This is a genomic window from Rhizobium sp. AP16 (assembly GCF_000281735.1).
In the GTDB taxonomy this organism is placed as follows: Bacteria; Pseudomonadota; Alphaproteobacteria; order Rhizobiales; family Rhizobiaceae; genus Rhizobium; species Rhizobium rhizogenes.
In genome coordinates this window covers 66,658-82,987 of sequence record NZ_AJVM01000005.1, presented here as the reverse complement: position 1 = coordinate 82,987, position 16,330 = coordinate 66,658, and the positions used below count along the sequence as shown (strand labels likewise).

15 protein-coding genes are annotated in these 16,330 nt (G+C 61.5%); 6 read left to right on the top strand and 9 right to left on the bottom strand.

The features are described from left to right. Together PMI03_RS04625 and PMI03_RS04620 are read left to right on the top strand one after the other, a co-directional pair. Nucleotides 1-1,210 (top strand): NAD(P)/FAD-dependent oxidoreductase (locus PMI03_RS04625; RefSeq protein ID WP_007690376.1); only part of this gene is annotated, 1,210 nt, incomplete at its 5' end. Between the two features lie 192 nt (nt 1,211-1,402). Further along, nucleotides 1,403-1,936, top strand: coding sequence for a methylated-DNA--[protein]-cysteine S-methyltransferase (locus PMI03_RS04620; RefSeq protein ID WP_007690374.1), 534 nt, complete (start codon nt 1,403-1,405; stop codon nt 1,934-1,936). Nucleotides 1,937-2,035: 99 nt separating this feature from the next. On the opposite strand, the gene PMI03_RS04615 is transcribed toward PMI03_RS04620, so the two are convergent. The 5 genes from PMI03_RS04615 to PMI03_RS04595 all read right to left on the bottom strand — a co-directional run bounded on the left by PMI03_RS04615 (nt 2,036) and on the right by PMI03_RS04595 (nt 8,280). Continuing rightward, the gene (locus PMI03_RS04615) at nt 2,036-4,039 is read right to left on the bottom strand and encodes an aldo/keto reductase (RefSeq protein WP_007690372.1); all 2,004 of its coding nucleotides are present in this window, start codon (nt 4,037-4,039) and stop codon (nt 2,036-2,038) included. A gap of 55 nt (nt 4,040-4,094) precedes the next feature. Then, on the bottom strand, nt 4,095-5,183 hold the full coding sequence (locus PMI03_RS04610) for an ABC transporter ATP-binding protein (protein WP_007690370.1): 1,089 nt from the start codon (nt 5,181-5,183) through the stop codon (nt 4,095-4,097). Between the two features lie 16 nt (nt 5,184-5,199). Continuing rightward, nucleotides 5,200-6,036 carry a carbohydrate ABC transporter permease gene (locus PMI03_RS04605; RefSeq protein WP_007690368.1) on the bottom strand — a complete coding sequence of 279 codons (837 nt, stop codon included), beginning with the start codon at nt 6,034-6,036 and terminating at the stop codon, nt 5,200-5,202. After that, nucleotides 6,033-6,893 (bottom strand): carbohydrate ABC transporter permease, encoded by an 861-nt coding sequence (locus PMI03_RS04600; RefSeq protein ID WP_007690365.1) that lies wholly within the window; start codon nt 6,891-6,893, stop codon nt 6,033-6,035. Before PMI03_RS04600 ends, PMI03_RS04605 begins: the two co-directional genes overlap by 4 nt. A gap of 112 nt (nt 6,894-7,005) precedes the next feature. Next, on the bottom strand, nt 7,006-8,280 hold the full coding sequence (locus PMI03_RS04595) for a sugar ABC transporter substrate-binding protein (protein WP_007690364.1): 1,275 nt from the start codon (nt 8,278-8,280) through the stop codon (nt 7,006-7,008). Nucleotides 8,281-8,366: 86 nt separating this feature from the next. Here PMI03_RS04595 and PMI03_RS04590 point away from each other — a divergent pair, with 86 nt between their 5' ends. Together PMI03_RS04590 and PMI03_RS04585 are read left to right on the top strand one after the other, a co-directional pair. Then, on the top strand, nt 8,367-9,311 hold the full coding sequence (locus PMI03_RS04590; RefSeq protein WP_042476507.1) for a helix-turn-helix domain-containing protein: 945 nt from the start codon (nt 8,367-8,369) through the stop codon (nt 9,309-9,311). A 69-nt stretch (nt 9,312-9,380) separates the two neighbouring features. Further along, the gene (locus tag PMI03_RS04585) at nt 9,381-10,151 is read left to right on the top strand and encodes a TIM barrel protein (RefSeq protein ID WP_007690360.1); all 771 of its coding nucleotides are present in this window, start codon (nt 9,381-9,383) and stop codon (nt 10,149-10,151) included. A gap of 3 nt (nt 10,152-10,154) precedes the next feature. Here PMI03_RS04585 and copD read toward each other — a convergent pair whose 3' ends face one another. Together copD and copC are read right to left on the bottom strand one after the other, a co-directional pair. After that, on the bottom strand, nt 10,155-11,042 hold the full coding sequence (gene copD, locus PMI03_RS04580; RefSeq protein WP_007690358.1) for a copper homeostasis membrane protein CopD: 888 nt from the start codon (nt 11,040-11,042) through the stop codon (nt 10,155-10,157). Continuing rightward, a complete protein-coding gene (gene copC, locus PMI03_RS04575; protein ID WP_131596177.1) occupies nt 11,039-11,407 on the bottom strand; it encodes a copper homeostasis periplasmic binding protein CopC in 369 nt (122 codons plus the stop codon). Before copC ends, copD begins: the two co-directional genes overlap by 4 nt. A gap of 250 nt (nt 11,408-11,657) precedes the next feature. Between copC and PMI03_RS04570 the strand changes: the two genes are divergently transcribed. Next, nucleotides 11,658-12,431, top strand: a complete 774-nt coding sequence (locus PMI03_RS04570; protein ID WP_007690354.1) for a metallophosphoesterase family protein — start codon at nt 11,658-11,660, stop codon at nt 12,429-12,431. A 39-nt stretch (nt 12,432-12,470) separates the two neighbouring features. Here the strand turns inward: PMI03_RS04570 and PMI03_RS04565 are convergent, their stop codons facing one another. After that, nucleotides 12,471-13,952 (bottom strand): NAD-dependent succinate-semialdehyde dehydrogenase, encoded by a 1,482-nt coding sequence (locus PMI03_RS04565; protein ID WP_007690352.1) that lies wholly within the window; start codon nt 13,950-13,952, stop codon nt 12,471-12,473. A gap of 74 nt (nt 13,953-14,026) precedes the next feature. Continuing rightward, a complete protein-coding gene (locus PMI03_RS04560; protein WP_007690350.1) occupies nt 14,027-15,298 on the bottom strand; it encodes a 4-aminobutyrate--2-oxoglutarate transaminase in 1,272 nt (423 codons plus the stop codon). A 195-nt stretch (nt 15,299-15,493) separates the two neighbouring features. Here PMI03_RS04560 and PMI03_RS04555 point away from each other — a divergent pair, with 195 nt between their 5' ends. Then, a complete protein-coding gene (locus tag PMI03_RS04555; RefSeq protein ID WP_007690348.1) occupies nt 15,494-16,312 on the top strand; it encodes a MerR family transcriptional regulator in 819 nt (272 codons plus the stop codon). The last annotated feature ends 18 nt before the right edge of the window (nt 16,313-16,330 follow it).

Below are 16,330 nucleotides of genomic sequence, written 5' to 3'. Positions count from 1 at the left end.
AGCTGCCGGCGTTGGCGCGGCGCGGCGGCTGCAAGCGCTACGACCCGATTTGTCGCTTGTGCTGCTCGAAGCTTCCGATCGCATCGGCGGCCGGGCGCGGACGGTGCATCCGGCCGACCTCGGCGGTCTTGCGCTCGATCTTGGTTGTGGCTGGCTGCATGGCGCCAGGACAAATGCCTGGACGGGGATCGCCGAAGAGATCGGCCTGACGGTCGATCGCACGCCGGCGCCCTGGAGCGACGGCGGGCTGCAATTGCAGAGGGACGACAGCGATGCCAAGGCGGCGCGTATTGCGGCCAACACGTTCCTCGAACGGATCTATACCTATGAGGGTGAAGAGGACGCTCCGCTTTCGGCGTTGCTTGCGGCGGGCAATCCCTGGAATGGCTATATCCACGCGCTAGGCACGTTCCTTACCGGCGCGGAGTTAGACCGATCCTCTGCTATCGATCAGAGCCGCTACGATCCCGGCCCGGGTCCGGATTGGCGGGTGCAGCAGGGTTACGGAACGCTGGTTGCGACCTACGCAGCTCCACTCCCGGTTCATACCGAAGCGGAAGTCCGCCGTATCGACCACAGTGCCGCCGATTATGTTGTTCTATCGACCGCGAGGGGCGATCTAAGGGCGAAGGCCGTCGTCATCGCCGTCTCCACGAATATTCTCGCGGCCGAAAAAATTGCGTTCTGGCCACCGCTTCCGGGCAAGATCGAGGCGGCATCACAGCTGCCGCTGGGGCTGGCGAACAAGCTTTTCCTGCAGGTGCGGACGCCGGAGGCCTTTCCGGCCGATGCCCATATTCTCGGCTCCTATCATAGCGGACGAACCGGATCCTATCAGTTGAAGCCTTTTGGCGCCCCCGTCATCGAGACCTATTTTGCCGGCGATCTTGCCCATGATCTGGAGCGGGAGGGGATCGGCGCGGCATTCGATTTCTCGGTGGAACAGCTGAAGCGTTTCTTCGGTTCGAGTGTTGAGGACATGCTGTCGCCGGCGGTCATGTCCGCCTGGGCAAGCGAGCCTTTTGTCGGCGGATCCTACTCCTATGCGGTGCCCGGCGCTTCCGATCAGCGGCAGGTCCTTGCCGCGCCTCATGATCAGCGCCTGTTCTTTGCCGGTGAAGCCTGCTCAGTGACGCGCTATTCCACGGCCCATGGCGCCTACGAAACCGGCTTCGCCGCCGCGGAGGCCATTGCGAAGACGCTCGTTTGAACGCATCAGCAAAAATGCAGCCTCACAATAGTGCGCTTTCGTTCGACGGGAACGCTTTTCGGGTGGGCGATTGCAGGTCGCCATGGCCATATTGGTAGTGTTGGTGATGTAGTCGAATCACCGCGATCGGGCCGAAGACGCGGGGAGTGCCGTCAGGCTCATTCGTTCCGGCCCCGGCAGGAGGAAATCGATATGGCCAAGACAGTGCATGATGCGCGACAAGAGCATGTTTTCAAGCTGATGACGTCGCCGGTTGGCGAGCTGAAGCTTGTCGCCAGCCACAAGGGCCTGGCGGCGATCCTCTGGGACAATGACCGGCCGGGCCGCGTACCCCTGACTATCGTCGCGGAGGATGAAGACCATCCGGTTCTGGTGGAAACGGAGCGGCAGTTGCGGCAATATTTCGGCGGCGAGCGGCGGGTCTTCGATCTTCTGCTCGATTTTTCGGGCACGGCGTTTCAAAAGAAAGTCTGGCAGGCGCTGCTCACCATCCCCTTCGGCGAGACGCGCTCCTACACGCAGATTGCCGGGCAGATCGGCGCTCCCAAGGCAATCCGGGCGGTCGGCGCCGCCAATGGCCGAAACCCGATCTCTATCATCGCGCCATGCCATCGTGTCATTGGTGCCGCCGGGGATTTGCGTGGGTTTGCCGGCGGTCTCGAGCGGAAAACTTATCTTCTCGGCTTCGAAGGCTCCGAAACCAAGGCATTCGATTTCGCGGCTTGATCCAACGAGGCGACAATAACAAAACGGCCCGCTCCTTGGAGGAGCGGGCCGTTTGCGTTTCACCCTATGCGCGGCAACCGGGCCGACTATAGGCTGGTATCAGCCTTCAAGCCACTTCACCTGTTCCGGCGTCAGCTTGATGTCGAGCGCCGAGAGGCTGTCTTCCAGTTCAGCGATCGTGCGCGGGCCGATCAGCGGGATGACCGGGAAGGGTTGGGCGACGACATAGGCGAGCGCGATATGGATCGGGTTGCGGCCGAGCTTCTGCGCCAGTTCGATCGCGCGGTCGCGACGACCGAAATTGCGGTCGGAATACCAGACGCGCACCAGCTCCTCGTCGCTTTGCTTGTCGCGGCCCGCACGGTCGGTGAAGAAGCCACGGCCCTGGCTCGACCAGGCAAAGTTCGGGATCTGCTTGGCGTTCAGCCAGCTCTTCCAGTCGTCGTCGGAGGCAGCGACGCAACCGGCCCAGATCGGATCGAGCATTTCCGCCAGCGAGAAGTTGTTGGAAAGCGCTGCCGGAGCCGTCTTGCCGTTCTTCTCGGCATAGGCGATCGCCTCGTCGAAGCGGGCGCGGGTCCAGTTGGAGCCGCCGAAGATACCGCGAATGCGGCCGGCCCTGACCTCTGCGTCCATGGCATCGACGAATTCGCCGACCGGAACGGCGGTGTTGTCGCGATGCATGAAGTAGATATCGACATAGTCGGTCTTCAGACGGTTGAGCGACAGATCGAGCTGCTTGCCGATCATATCAGGGTAGCAGAGCGGCGAATGCGCGCCCTTGCCAATCAGCACGATCTCCTCGCGCGGCACCTTCCGGCTGGTGTGCCAATCGCCGAAAATGCTTTCGGTCTTGCCGCCGCCATAGACATAGGCGGTGTCGAAGGCATTGCCGCCGGCCTCGTAGAAGGCGTCGAGCGTCAGCGATGCCGCGGCGAAATTCGGGAAGAATTCGAAGCCGAGCGTGACGATCGAGGCCGGCTTGGCGATGCCGGGAATGCTGCGCTTTGGAACGCTGTTGCCCTTGGTGACGGGTGCCCCGACGATGTTCGTCGTCCGCCGTGTCGCCTTTTCAACCTCATATTCGAGGCCGATGGTGGCGCGCCATTGGTCGAGAACGCGCAGGTTGCCGATCGAATCGGCCCAGCCGATACCCGGATAGGCGAATTCCTTGGCTCCGGCGCGGATGGCGTCGCCGGCGGCGTCGACTTCGAAGGAATAAAGCCAACGGTCTTCTTTGACTTCGATGACTTGCGTCTCGCCGCCCTTGATGAGTTCGATCTTGCCGACGCCGCCCTTATGGCCGGAAGCGAACCAGAAATCCTTGACTTCGATACGTCCTTCGGAGCCGATGATGCGCAGCGTATTGTCCTGGTTCGCCATGATCGAGCAGGAAACTTCGGCGATGATGTTGTTCGGGAATTTCAGCACGGCTGACGCCCATTCGTCGACGCCCGTCTGGCCGAGATGGGCAACGCCCGAGACCTTGTCAGGATCGAGGAACGGCTTGCCGTCGGCTGCACCGGCGATCAGCCGTGCCATCGACACAGGATAGCCGCCGACATCGAGAATGCCGCCGCCGGCGGTTTCATTGGCAAACAGCCGGTGTTCCGGCCTGACGCTGCCCATGTTGAAGCCGAAGGACGAGCGGATGATGCGGATATCGCCGATCACGCCGCTTTTCACCAGTTCGATCAGCTTCGCCGTCTGCGGATGCACACGGTACATGAAGGCTTCACCGGCGAAAACGCCGGCCTTCGTGGCTTCGTAATAGATCGCCTCGGCATCATAGGCGGAGAGTGCAATCGGCTTTTCGACGAGGACATGCTTGCCGGCGCGGATTGCCTTGATCGCCCATTCGGCATGGCCGGTATGCGGCGTGGCGATATAGATGGCGTCGACGTCTTTGTCGGCGAGTAGTGCTTCGTAACCATTGACGATGCGTGCGCCGGGGAAGTTGTCGCCAAGGCCGGGCTTGTCGGGGTTGCGGCTGGCGATGGCTACGAGCTTGCCGCCGCGCGAATGGGCAACACCGTCGGCAAATGTCTTGGCAATCGTGCCGGGGCCGATGATGCCCCAGCGGATGGGTGCGTCTGTACTCATGAAACTATCCTTTCCTCAATCTTCATGCTGTCTTGGGAGCGGTTGGAATGGGCGCCTATCGCAATCGGTTGCCGGCGCTGTCGAACAGGAATGTCTTGGCTGCGGAGAGGGCGACGGTCAGCGTGTCCCGATTGCTGGCATTGCGGGATTCTTCACGCTCGATCACGATCTGCTCGCCGTCCGCGACATTGGCGTAGATGTAGCTGGTATTGCCGAGATGCTCGGCAACATCGATGTCGACGGTCATGTCGACATCGCCGCGTCCGGCCTCGAGGAAATGTTCGGGGCGAACGCCAAGCGTCACCTGCTCGCCGATTTCGACCCGAGCGGTCGTGGTCGGCAGCGACAAGCGGACGTTGCGCTGATTGCGCAGGACCACCGCGATGCGGCCTGGTTGATTGTCGACGACCTCGGCCAGCAGAAAGTTCATCTTCGGTGAGCCGACGAAGCCGGCGACGAACTGGTTGACGGGATCGTCGTAAAGATCGAGCGGCGCGCCGATCTGTTCGATATTGCCGCCGCGAAGCACGACGATCTTGTCGGCGAGCGTCATCGCCTCCGTCTGGTCGTGCGTCACGTAGATCATCGTGGTGCCGAGCTTCTTGTGGAGACGCGAGATTTCGACGCGCATCTGCACGCGCAGTTCGGCGTCGAGGTTGGAGAGCGGTTCGTCGAACAGGAAGATCTGCGGCTCACGCACGATGGCGCGGCCGATGGCGACGCGCTGACGCTGGCCGCCGGAAAGCTGCTTCGGCCGACGCTGCATCAGCTCGGTGATCTGCAGGATCTCGGAAGCCTGCTTGACGCGGCGGTCAGTGTCGGCTTTCGGATTGCCGTTCATGCGCAGGCCGAAATTGAGGTTCTGCTCGACGGTCAGGTGCGGATAGAGCGCATAGGACTGGAAGACCATGGCGATGCCGCGATCGGCCGGTTCGACATCGTTGACGACGCGGCCGCCGATGCTGAGCTCGCCGCTGGTAATATCCTCCAGCCCGGCGATCATGCGCAGCAGCGTGGACTTGCCGCATCCGGACGGGCCGACGAAGACGACGAACTCGCCGTCTTTCACTTCCAAGTTGGCGCCGTGGATGATTTCCAGCGAACCGTAGCGTTTGACGATATTGGTAAGAGACAGTTCTGCCATACGGGATCTCCCGGAATTACTTGATTGCGCCAGCGGCGATGCCGGCGATGAAATGACGTTGCAGGAGAACGAAGATGATGAGGATCGGTGCTGTCAGCATGACCGCCCCGGCCATGATGCCGCCCCAAGAGACCTTGGTGAGGCCGATCAGCGTTCCTAATGCCACCGGCGCCGTCATCATGCCCGGCCGGGAGTTGATCAGCAGCGGCCAGAGATAGTTGTTCCAGGAAGCGAGGAACAGGATGATGGCGAGCGCCGCCATGGTCGGCCTTGCGAGCGGCAGGGCGATACGCAGGAAGATCTGCCACTCCTTGACACCCTCGACGCGGGCCGCGTCGAAAAGCTCGGCCGGCATCATCGAGAAGGCCTGGCGCATGAACAGCACGCCGAGCGAGTTGAACAGCGGCGGCACGATGAGCGCGACCCAGGTGTTCGCCAGCCCGAAATTGCGTGCCACCATGATGAACTGCGGAATGATGACCACCGAATAAGGCAGCGTGATCGTTCCGAGGATGATGCCGATGACGACGGACTGGCCGAGGAAGCGGTAGCGGGCCAGCGCCCATCCGGCCATCGATGTCAGGAAAACCGACAGGATGGTATAGACGATCGCGACGACGATGGAGATCGTCAACGCGCCGAAGAAGTTGGTGTCGGCCTGCAGATTGTGGACATTGTCTAAGAAGCTCGTCGACGGTGTCAGGACGATGGATGGGCTGAAGATGCCCTCGTCCGGCATGGTCGAGAAGATGAACATCATCCAGAGCGGAAACAGCCAGATAAGCGCGAGCGGCACCAACAGCGCATGCAGCGCGATCGAACGCATCAGAGTGGATTTGGACTTCGATTTCATTTTTGTTCGCGCCCCACCCAGAGATTGAGGAGAGAGATCGCCACCGCCAATGCCGCCATGGTGTAAGCGATTGCGGAGGCATAGCCGAAGTTGGTCGACTGGAAGCCTTGGCGATAGAGCAGCAGGCCTAGGGTTTCGGTCGCACCGCCGGGGCCGCCGCGGTTGGTGATCAGATACGGTTCGGTGAAGAGCTGCATCGTTCCGATGACCGACAGCACCACGCAGAAAAGGATGATCGGCTTCAGGAGCGGCAGGGTGATGTGGATGAATTGCTGGATGGGGCCGACGCGGTCGAGCGTGGCAGCCTCATAGACATCCTCGGGGATCGATTGCAGCCCGGAGAGGATGATGATGGCATTGTAGCCGGCCCAGCGCCAGGTCACGGCGATGATGATCAGCAACATGGCAGCATGCGAATTGGCGAACCACGAAACCGGAGCGATGCCGACACCGCTGAGAAGCTTATTGATAATGCCGAAATCGAGATTGAACATCAGCCGGAAGACGGCGGCATAGGCGACTTCGCCGACCACGACCGGGGCGAAGAAGGCAAAGCGAAATAGGCCCCTTGCCTTCAGAAGCGGCGAGTTCAACAGCACCGCCATGACGGTGGCGAGCGAGATCATCACCGGCACCTGGATCACCAGGATGATCAGCGTATTGGTAAGCGCGTTGTAGAAGGCTGGGTCGCCGAATAGGCGCCCCCAATTGACCGTCGCGCTGAATATCCAGGGATTGACGCGCGTATTCTGGAACGAAATCAGGAACGAATTGATGATAGGCCAGATCCAGAAGGTGGCGAACACCAGAAGATAGGGCGCAAGGAACGCGTAAGCGCTCCGGTTTCGCAACCGCATGAAAGCCTTCTCCTTTTTTTCTCAATGAGGTGACGTGCAAGGCACATCCCCGCCGCCTCAAGGGCGGCGGGGATGCCGGGCGCGGCTTGGGAGGCGCGCCCGGCTGTGTCACTCACTTTGCGATCGGCAGTCCGGTCGCCGAGGCGATCTGCTGGGCTGCATCGTCGAGCGCAGCCTTGCCGTCCGGATAGCCGCCCGCAAGGTATTTCGTCTGCACCGCCTTGATGATTGCATCGGCGTCGCTGAAATACTGGGTGCCGGGGCTCGGACGGATTTTCGGCAGGGTCGAGAGAATATCGGCCCAGACCTTCTGGCCACCCCAGTACGGCAGTGGTTCGTTGACGAAGGGGTCCTTGACCGCCGTCAGCAGCGACGGCACGAGACCGAAGGATTTCAGCATTGTGACCTGGCCTTCATTGGTGCCAAGCGTATATTCCAGGAACTTCCAGGCGGCTTCCTTGTTCTTCGAGCTGCTGGCGATGGCCAGCGACGAACCGCCGAGATTGGCCGCATGCTGGCCGTCGGCCGTCATGCTTGGCATCGGGTAGACGCCCCATTTGCCGGCGAGATCCGGCGACGTCGAACGGATAGTGCCTTCATACCAGCCGCCATACAGCTGCGACGCGACCTTGCCGGCATTGTTCGACTGGATTTTCTCGTCCCAGTTCGCTGCACTCAGCAGGCCTGCATCCTTAATCTCCTTCACCTTGTCCAGGGCCTTGATGCAGCCTGGCTGACTGACGGCGATGCTCTGGCTGTCATCCGAGAAATAGCCGCAGCCCTGCTCGTTGGCGAGCATGCGGAACCATTCGCTGTCGCCGTTGAGATCGGCCTGCGCCATGATCACACCCGGATTGGCGGCGGAGATCTTCTTGCCCGCGGCAATGAAATCGTCCCAGGTCTTGATCGTTGCCGGATCGACGCCGGCCTTCTCGTAGAGATCACGACGGTAGAACACCGCGACCGGACCAGAATCCCAGGGCATGGCATAGGCGGCATCGCCGACTTCGAGCTCGGCGCGCTTGAAATCCGGGAACTGCTTCTTGAGTTCGTCCGTATAACCGAGCTTCGTCAGATCGGTCAGGCAGTCCGGGAAACGGTTCCAGAAGATCGAGGCCTTGTGGTTCTCGATCGACATGATGTCCGGCAGACCGTCGCCACCGGCGGCGCAAGCGGGCAGCATCTTGTCGAAGACCTGCGGGTTGCCGATGTCCTGCACATCGACCTTGATATCCGGATATTTTTTGTTGAAGCCCTCAAGCGTGGATTTCAGCGCCGATGCGGCGACGTTCCAGCTCCAGACGGTAATGGTGGTTTGCTCGGCGAATGCGGAGCCGGAAGCAAGCATGGCGGCGAGCGTAGTCGCGCCAAGAAGTTTTAAACGCATTGAAAATCCTCCCTTTTCAATTGCCGTCCTCTAACGAACACGCTTAAACTATCTGTCGGTACGCTTCTGTCTCCTAAAAAGGGAACATTGACTTGGCGAAAAGTAAGGTGGGTGATCGAGCGGTCTATCAGCCGGGTGCGAGCAGCATCGAAGGGCTGCCGACCACCCTGCAGATGTTTCACACCCATCCTCCCTTGATGGCGAAGCCGCATTGGCATGCGCAGGTCGAGATCAACTATATCATGCGTGGCACCGTGCATTACCGCATGAACGATCATGAAGTTCAGCTCCAGGCTGGCGATATCTGTCTGTTCTGGGGCGGCCAGCCGCATCAGATGGATGATTCGTCGGAGGATTCGATCTATGCCGGCGCGCATCTGCCGCTGGTGCATTTTTTCCGTATGCGCCTGCCCCTTGATATTTCCGGCCGACTGATGCGAGGCCAGATCCTGGTGACGTCTGCGACGGATGCTGCCGACAACGAGAATTTCGCGCGCTGGCATCGCTATGCCGTCTCCGGCGATCCGGCCAAGGCCGGCCATGCGGTCGCCGAACTTCTGCTGCGCCTGGAGCGCATCGCCTTCGAGCCCTATCTCATGCTGCCGGAAAAACGGGAGCCCGAAATGGGTGGGCAGGTGCATCCGCAATCGTCCCGCAGCCTGGCGCGGATGTGCGATTTCATCGCCGGCAATTTCCTGCACGACATCGATACGGTTGATATCGCCAAGGCGGCGGACCTGCATCCGAAATATGCGATGAACCTCTTCAAGAAATGCACTGGCATGACGCTCAGTAAATATGTGAACCTGCTGCGCCTGTCGCGCGCCCAGGCGATGCTGATGCGCGATGGTGCCAATGTGCTGCAGGTGGCGATGGACAGCGGCTTCGGCTCGATCAGCGCCTTCAACAAGTCCTTCCGCCATATTGCCGGCATGACGCCCTCGGACTTCCGCCGCGACATGCGGGTCCTGACCGCGATGAACGTCGAGGCCGTCCGGCCCCCGATGCGACGACCGGCCCCGCAATTCTAGCTACGGAGCCCCTTGCCGCCGCCGTCGATCTGTCGCACTCCTCAAGGCTTGTTTGGAGAGGAGAATTTCATGAGGCAATTTTCGGCGTGTATCGAGTGGCTGTTTGCCCGCGAGGGCGATGATTTCGCTGATCGTATCCGGCTGGCGCACGCGGCCGGTCTCAACGCGGTCGAGTTCTGGCGCTGGGCGAACAAGGATCTGGATGCTATCGCATCGGCGATCTCTGAAACAGGCATCGCGGTTGCCGGCATTGTCGCCGAGCCGATGATTGCGCTGACGAATCCGGCTAACAAGGAGGCTTGGCTGGAGGGCTTGCGGGCATCCGTCGGCGTGGCCCAGCGCCTCGGCGCTCCGGTTCTGATCGCGCAGGCGGGAGACGATCTGCCGGAATTTTCGCGCGTCGAGCAGCGCGCCGCCTTGGTCTCCGCCCTGCGTGCCGGTGCCGATATTCTCAAAGGTTCGGGCGTGCGCCTCGGCCTCGAACCGCTGAACACGCTGGTCGATCATGCCGGCTACTATCTGTCCTCGACGGTGGAAGGTCTCGATATCGTCGACGAGGTCGGCCGGCCGGAAGTGGGCATCGTTTACGACATCTACCATTCGGCCGTGATGGGAGAGCGAACGGAGGATGCCATCGGCAGACGCGTCGATCGCATCGTCCATGTCCATGTCGCCGATCACCCCGGCCGCAACAATCCGGGTACGGGCGAGATCGATTTGGCCGATAGGCTGAACTGGCTGTTCGCCCATGGTTACGAGGGCAGGGTGGGCCTTGAATACAGGCCGAAGACGAGGGATGCCGAAGCTATTCAGGCGGTGGTGAAGCTACTGTCGGCCTGACGGTCAGACCGGTTCGAGCATGCCGAAGACGGCGACCAATGCGATAACGGCGATACCGAGGACGATCTCGGCGATGCTGCCGAGGCGGATGGCATTCAGCGCCCGCGCCTGATCATGCCCGATGCGCGGCACGAGAACATAGCGATTGACGATCGCCAGCAGGCTCATGCCGGCGACAAGCGCGATCTTGAGGCCAAGCAGCGCTTGATAGGGCGACGACCAGTCCGTTGGCAGATGTTTGAGGATCAGCGTCGTATTGACGATGCCGGAGATAATGACCATTGCCACCGCAACATGCCCGGCCGTGGAGAAACGTCGCAGTGCGAGCAGCGCCTCAACCCGATATTCAGGCTGGCTCAGAAGCCGGAGAATGGGGATCAGCGGTACCAGCGCGCCCAACCAGCCGCCACCGGCCAGAACGTGCAGCATATCGTTGGCGCGATGCGCCATCCTCAGCCATCCCTCATGCATCGAGGCATGCCCGGTCAGGACGAGGGCTGCAAGGCCGAGACCGGAGCCCAGTGCAATACCTCGATGACGCCTACGCCCCGGCAGCGGCAGGGCGAGAAGAACGATAAGGGCGGCCACAGCCTGTGCGAGCCAGGCTTGCCCCACCGTCGTCTCGAACAAGACCGCGTGGAGCGTGCCGGCATTGATGGCGTCGTTCCAGCCGTTGCCGATGCTGGCGGCTGCAAGCGGCAGCGACACGAAGGCTGTCGCGCCGGCAAGCAAAGCCGTGACGACCGATGTGCCAGCGAACATCTGCCAGACCCTGTCAGCCAGGACTTTCGGCACCATGAGGCAAAGATAGGCCGAGGTGCCCCACAGAAGCATCAGTGATGCATCGTGAAGGAACCGGCATGCCGCCAGCGCTGTATCCGGGTCGATCAAGGTTTTACGGTGAAGGTGTAGCTGCCATTGGTCTTATGGCCATCGGTGGAAAGGACATGCCATTCGACCGTGTAGGTGCCGGAGCCAAGGGGGCTAGAAACGGGAACTATCAGAACTTTGTCATTCCGTGTGAGCCCGGGATCACCAAGCTTGACGGCTGTTTTGTCCGGACCCGTCAGTTTGACGCCGGAGAATTTGAGGTTCAGGCTCTCGGTGAAGGTCAGGTCCAACTCGCTGGGCGAGCCTGTGACCGTGCTTTTGTCGGCGGGTGCTGCCGATTTCAGATGCGCATGCGCAAAGGCCTGTCCGGTAAGTCCGAGGGCGAGAACGGCGGCAAGGCCGAGCCTGGTAATGGTCGTAGCGATGAAAAGTCCTCCTCTTGGCTTATCGAGCGCGATAGGATTGTGGGTACATCATGTCAACTTTTGCCATGCGAAATGAGCACATTCAGGACGCTTTGCCGCAAGGTAACGTTTTCTTGACGGCTTGAGGCGAGGTAGAGGGCTGACAGAAGCGTTTATGTCCATGACTAGGCAAAGAATCGTCGTTTTTCGATCATTCTTGCTCATGTGGGCTGGAGCGCTGGGGATGCTGACACTTCGATGAGAGAGTTTCATGGTGGCAAATACGATACGCGAAAAAGTGACGCGTGGCTTCGGCCAGCAGCGGCGGCGTGAGCGGCTCGATCTCCTGAATATGCCCATCTATGTGATCGGCGACGTGCATGGGCGCTACGATCTCCTGAGCGCGCTGGAGCGCAAGATTTTCACCGATGCCGCCACGCTGCCCGGCCGCAAGCTGATCGTCATGCTCGGCGACTACATCGATCGCGGCCCGGCCTCGGCCCAGGTCATCAGTCGGCTGATGGTGCCGCCGCCGAACGGCTTCGACCGGATCTGCCTCACCGGCAATCACGAAATGGCGATGCTCGACTATATCGACGGAGACATATCCCTGGACGACTGGGTGGCGCTCGGCGGCGACGCGACGCTGAAATCCTACGGTGCGGATATCCAGAATTTGCGCCAGCAATATCCCCAGCAGAAAAAGCTTGATACCTTCATCCGGACCTGGCTGCCCGACGACCATATCAATTTCCTCCGCAGCCTGCCGATCCTGCTCGACACGCCGGAGGCGCTGTTCGTTCACGCCGGGATCGATCCGGACCGGCCGATCGCGGAGCAGGCGGATGACGATCTTGTCTACATCCGCTCACGCTTTCACGACAGCGCACAGCCGCTGCCGAAACTGATCATTCACGGTCACACGCCGGTAAAGGAAGCCGACGCGGATGGGCTGCGGCTCAACATCGACACCGGCGCCTTCTATTCCGGAAAGCTGACGGCGGCCCGGCTGTGGCAGGGCCGCGTCCTTATCACGACAACATAGTTAGTCGGCTACGATGCATCATCTTGTCTGCACGGCGCCCTAGAGGTTTCCGATGCAGAGATACTTCATCTCGAGATAGTCGTCGGCGCCGTGACGCGAGCCTTCGCGGCCAAGGCCGGATTGCTTGATGCCGCCGAAGGGCGCGGTTTCCGCCGACATCAGGCCGGTGTTGATGCCGACCATGCCGTATTCCAGCGCCTCGGCAACCCGCCAGACCTTCTTCAGATCACCGGCGAAGAAATAGGCGGCGAGGCCGAATTCGGTGTCGTTCGCCTGCGCGATCACATCGTCCACTGTCTCAAAGCGGAAGAGCGGCGCGACAGGGCCGAAGGTCTCTTCCCGGGCGACCTTCATGGTACGGTCGATACCGGTCAGAATGGTCGGCGTGAAGAAGGTGCCGGCGCCCTCGATGCGCTTGCCGCCGGTCAGCACCTTTGCACCCTTCGATACGGCATCGCGGACATGATCCTCGACCTTGGCGATGCCCTGCTCGTCGATCAGCGGGCCGATGGCAACGCCGGGCGTAAAGCCATCGCCGACCGCAAGCTCGGCCACCTTGGCGGCGAGCTTGGCCGCGAAGGCGTCATAGACGTTCGACTGGACATAGATGCGGTTGGCGCAGACACAGGTCTGGCCGGCATTGCGGTATTTCGAGGCGATCGCCCCTTCAACGGCGGCGTCGAGATCGGCGTCGTCGAAGACGATGAACGGGGCATTGCCGCCGAGCTCGAGGCTGACTTTCTTGATCTGGTCGGAGCACTGGCGCATCAGGATACGGCCGACTTCGGTCGAGCCGGTGAAGCTGATCTTGCGTACCTTGGCATTGCCGCAGAGCTCGCGGCCGATCGCCGGGCCGTCGACGCCGACGATGACGTTGAACACGCCGGCGGGAATGCCGGCCTGCTCAGCCAGCACCGCGAGCGCGATTGCCGACAGCGGCGTCTGCTCGGCGGGCTTGGAGACCACTGTGCAGCCGACGGCAAGCGCCGGTGCAACCTTGCGGGCGATCATCGCCGCCGGGAAGTTCCAGGGGGTGATCGTGCCGACGACGCCGACCGGCTGCCGGATAACGAGCATGCGCTTGTCGTTGGAGGGAGCCGGAATGGTCTCGCCATAGATGCGCTTGGCCTCTTCCGCGTACCATTCAACATAGGAAGCGGCATAAAGGATCTCGCCCTTGGCCTCGGGCAAGGGCTTGCCCATTTCCGCCGTCAGGATGGCGCCAAGCTCGTCGGCATTGGCGACCATCAGGTCGAACCATTTGCGCAGGATGGCGCTGCGTTCCTTGGCCGGGCGGGCAGCCCAGGCGGCTTGCGCGGCATAGGCCGCGTCGATCGCTGCGGTGGTCTCGGCAGCGCCCATATCGGGCAGGCTCGCCAGCACTTCGCCGGTTGCCGGGTTGATGACATCGAAGGTCTTCGTCGCACCGCCGGCGGTCCAGACGCCGTTGATGTAGCCGGCATCGCGCAGGAAGGGCGAGGAGAAGGGAACATGCTTGGTCATTGCGGTCGTGAAGGTCATGATATGCACTCCGGAGAGGATATTGCCCGGCTATCTCGCCGGGCGTTCTGGGAATAGGATTGGCGCAAGCGCCGTTATTTGCCGGCGCTTGCTTCCAGCATCGAGGCTTCCAGAATGTCGAGCGCCTCGCTGAATACGCCGTCCTGAATGGTGATCGGCGAGAGGAAGCGGATGACATTGCCGTGGACGCCGCAGGTGAGCAGGATCAGGCCCTTGTCGAGGGCGATCAGCCGTACCTTATTGGCGAAGTCGGCGCTCGGCAGTTTCGTCGTCGCATCGTTGAACTCAATGGCGTTCATGAAGCCTGGTCCGCGAATGTCGACGATCTCCGGCACCTTGTCGCGCAGCGATTCCAGCCGTTGTTTCAGTCGCGAACCGAGCTGGTTGGCGCGGTTGCAGAGGTCCTCTTCGACGATGACATCGAGCACGGCATGAGCGGCGGCGATGCCGATCGGATTGCCGCCATAGGTGCCGCCGAGGCCACCCGGTCCCGGCGCATCCATGATTTCGGCCCGGCCGGTGACGGCGGCCAGCGGGAAGCCGCCGGCAAGGCTCTTTGCCATCGTCATGAGATCAGGTGCGACCTCGTGATGGTCCATGGCGAACATCTTGCCGGTACGGGCAAAGCCGGTCTGTACTTCATCGGCAATGAGCAGAATGCCGTGCTGGTCGCAAAGTTCCCGAAGTGCCTTCATGAAGGAGGCGGGCGCCGAGTAAAAACCGCCTTCGCCCTGCACCGGCTCGATGATGATGGCGGCAACACGCTGCGGGTCGACATCGGCGGCAAACAGCTTTTTCAGTGCGGCGAGTGACTGCTCGACGGTAACGCCGTGCAGCGGCACCGGGAAGGGCGCATGGAAGACGTCGCCCGGCATCGAGCCGAAACCGACCTTGTAGGGCACGACCTTGCCGGTCAGCGCCATGCCCATGAAGGTGCGGCCATGGAAGCCGCCGCCAAAGGCGATGACGGCCGAACGGCCGGTGGCGGCGCGGGCGATCTTGATGGCATTCTCGACCGCTTCGGCGCCGGTGGTGACGAAGATGGTCTTCTTGGCGAAATCGCCCGGCGTCAGGGCGTTGAGGCGCTCGGCAAGATGCACATAGTTTTCATAGGGCACGACCTGATGGCAGGTGTGGGTGAAGCGGTCGAGCTGCTCCTTGACGGCGGCGATGACGCGGGGATGGCGATGGCCGGTGTTGACGACGGCGATGCCGGAGGCAAAGTCGATGTAGCGGCGCCCTTCCTTGTCCCAGATCTCCGAATTTTCAGCCCGGTCGGCATAGATCTGCGTGGTCATGCCAACGCCGCGGGAAATGGCGGCGTTCTTCCGGTCTGTCAGGGTCATCGCGCTGTTCTCCAGGGATAAGAAAGTTCGAATTATCTTGCAGAACTTCTGCAAGTTCTTTAGAAAATTCCTACATTTTTCCTGCAAGATATCAAGCGGCATTTTGTAGGGGTGACAAGAAAGCGGTCGAGGCTCACGCAAGCCGGCCATCCATGCTAAGCAAATCAAAAGACTAAGATCAGGAATCATTGGCAAATGAACAGCATCGAGCCCGTGCGCTACAAGGTGGCGGAGGCGGCGCGTCTGGCGGGGGTGTCGGCTTCAACGCTCAGGCTATGGGAGAGCCAGGGTCTGGTCGTTCCCAGCCGCTCCGACACCGGACACCGCCAGTATAGCGCCGAGGACGTCGCGCGGCTGAAGCGGATTTCCTGGTTTCGCGCCGAGCGCGGGCTCAATCCCGCCGCGATCCGCGAAGCCCTGGAGACGGAAGACGCGACCCTGCCGGGTACGGAGAATGGCGAGCAGGCGGCGTCCTCCGGCATTGGCCGCAAGCTGCGGGCGCTCCGTCATGCGGCCGGCAAGACGCTGGATCAGGTCGCCGCCGACATGGGCGTTACATCCTCGACACTATCGACGCTGGAGCGGACTTCGCAGGGCGTGAGCTTCAAGACCCTGCACGATCTCGCCGATTATTATGGCACGACGGTCTCGCGGCTGTCGGGCGAGGAGCGCGAGGACGTGCCAGTGCTGATCCGGTCGGGCGAATGGCGTGCCTGGCCGGAGACGACGCCGGGCGTGACCGTCCAGCTTCTCGCCGAAGGGCGGACGATGATGGATTGCCATCGCTTCGTCCTGGCGCCTGGCGCCACCAGCGAAGGCGCCTATCGACATGACGGTGAGGAGTTCATCCATATTCTCGCCGGCCGGCTGGAGCTGGTGCTCGACAACGACCAGTTCTTCGATCTGATGCCGGGCGATTCGCTCTACTTCGAAAGCCGCCGCGACCATTCCTGGCGCAACCGTCACGACGGCGAGACCATATTGCTCTGGATCAATACGCCGCCGACATTCTAGGCCTCGCGCGGTATCGCT

Coding starts and splice junctions, on each gene's coding strand:
- PMI03_RS04595 (WP_007690364.1), bottom strand. CDS start 8,280: ATGCGTTTAAAACTTCTTGGCGCGACTACGCTCGCCGCCATGCTTGCT.
- PMI03_RS04600 (WP_007690365.1), bottom strand. CDS start 6,893: ATGCGGTTGCGAAACCGGAGCGCTTACGCGTTCCTTGCGCCCTATCTT.
- PMI03_RS04565 (WP_007690352.1), bottom strand. CDS start 13,952: ATGACCTTCACGACCGCAATGACCAAGCATGTTCCCTTCTCCTCGCCC.
- PMI03_RS04560 (WP_007690350.1), bottom strand. CDS start 15,298: ATGACCCTGACAGACCGGAAGAACGCCGCCATTTCCCGCGGCGTTGGC.
- PMI03_RS04605 (WP_007690368.1), bottom strand. CDS start 6,036: ATGAAATCGAAGTCCAAATCCACTCTGATGCGTTCGATCGCGCTGCAT.
- PMI03_RS04610 (WP_007690370.1), bottom strand. CDS start 5,183: ATGGCAGAACTGTCTCTTACCAATATCGTCAAACGCTACGGTTCGCTG.
- PMI03_RS04555 (WP_007690348.1), top strand. CDS start 15,494: ATGAACAGCATCGAGCCCGTGCGCTACAAGGTGGCGGAGGCGGCGCGT.
- PMI03_RS04620 (WP_007690374.1), top strand. CDS start 1,403: ATGGCCAAGACAGTGCATGATGCGCGACAAGAGCATGTTTTCAAGCTG.
- PMI03_RS04570 (WP_007690354.1), top strand. CDS start 11,658: ATGGTGGCAAATACGATACGCGAAAAAGTGACGCGTGGCTTCGGCCAG.
- PMI03_RS04615 (WP_007690372.1), bottom strand. CDS start 4,039: ATGAGTACAGACGCACCCATCCGCTGGGGCATCATCGGCCCCGGCACG.
- PMI03_RS04585 (WP_007690360.1), top strand. CDS start 9,381: ATGAGGCAATTTTCGGCGTGTATCGAGTGGCTGTTTGCCCGCGAGGGC.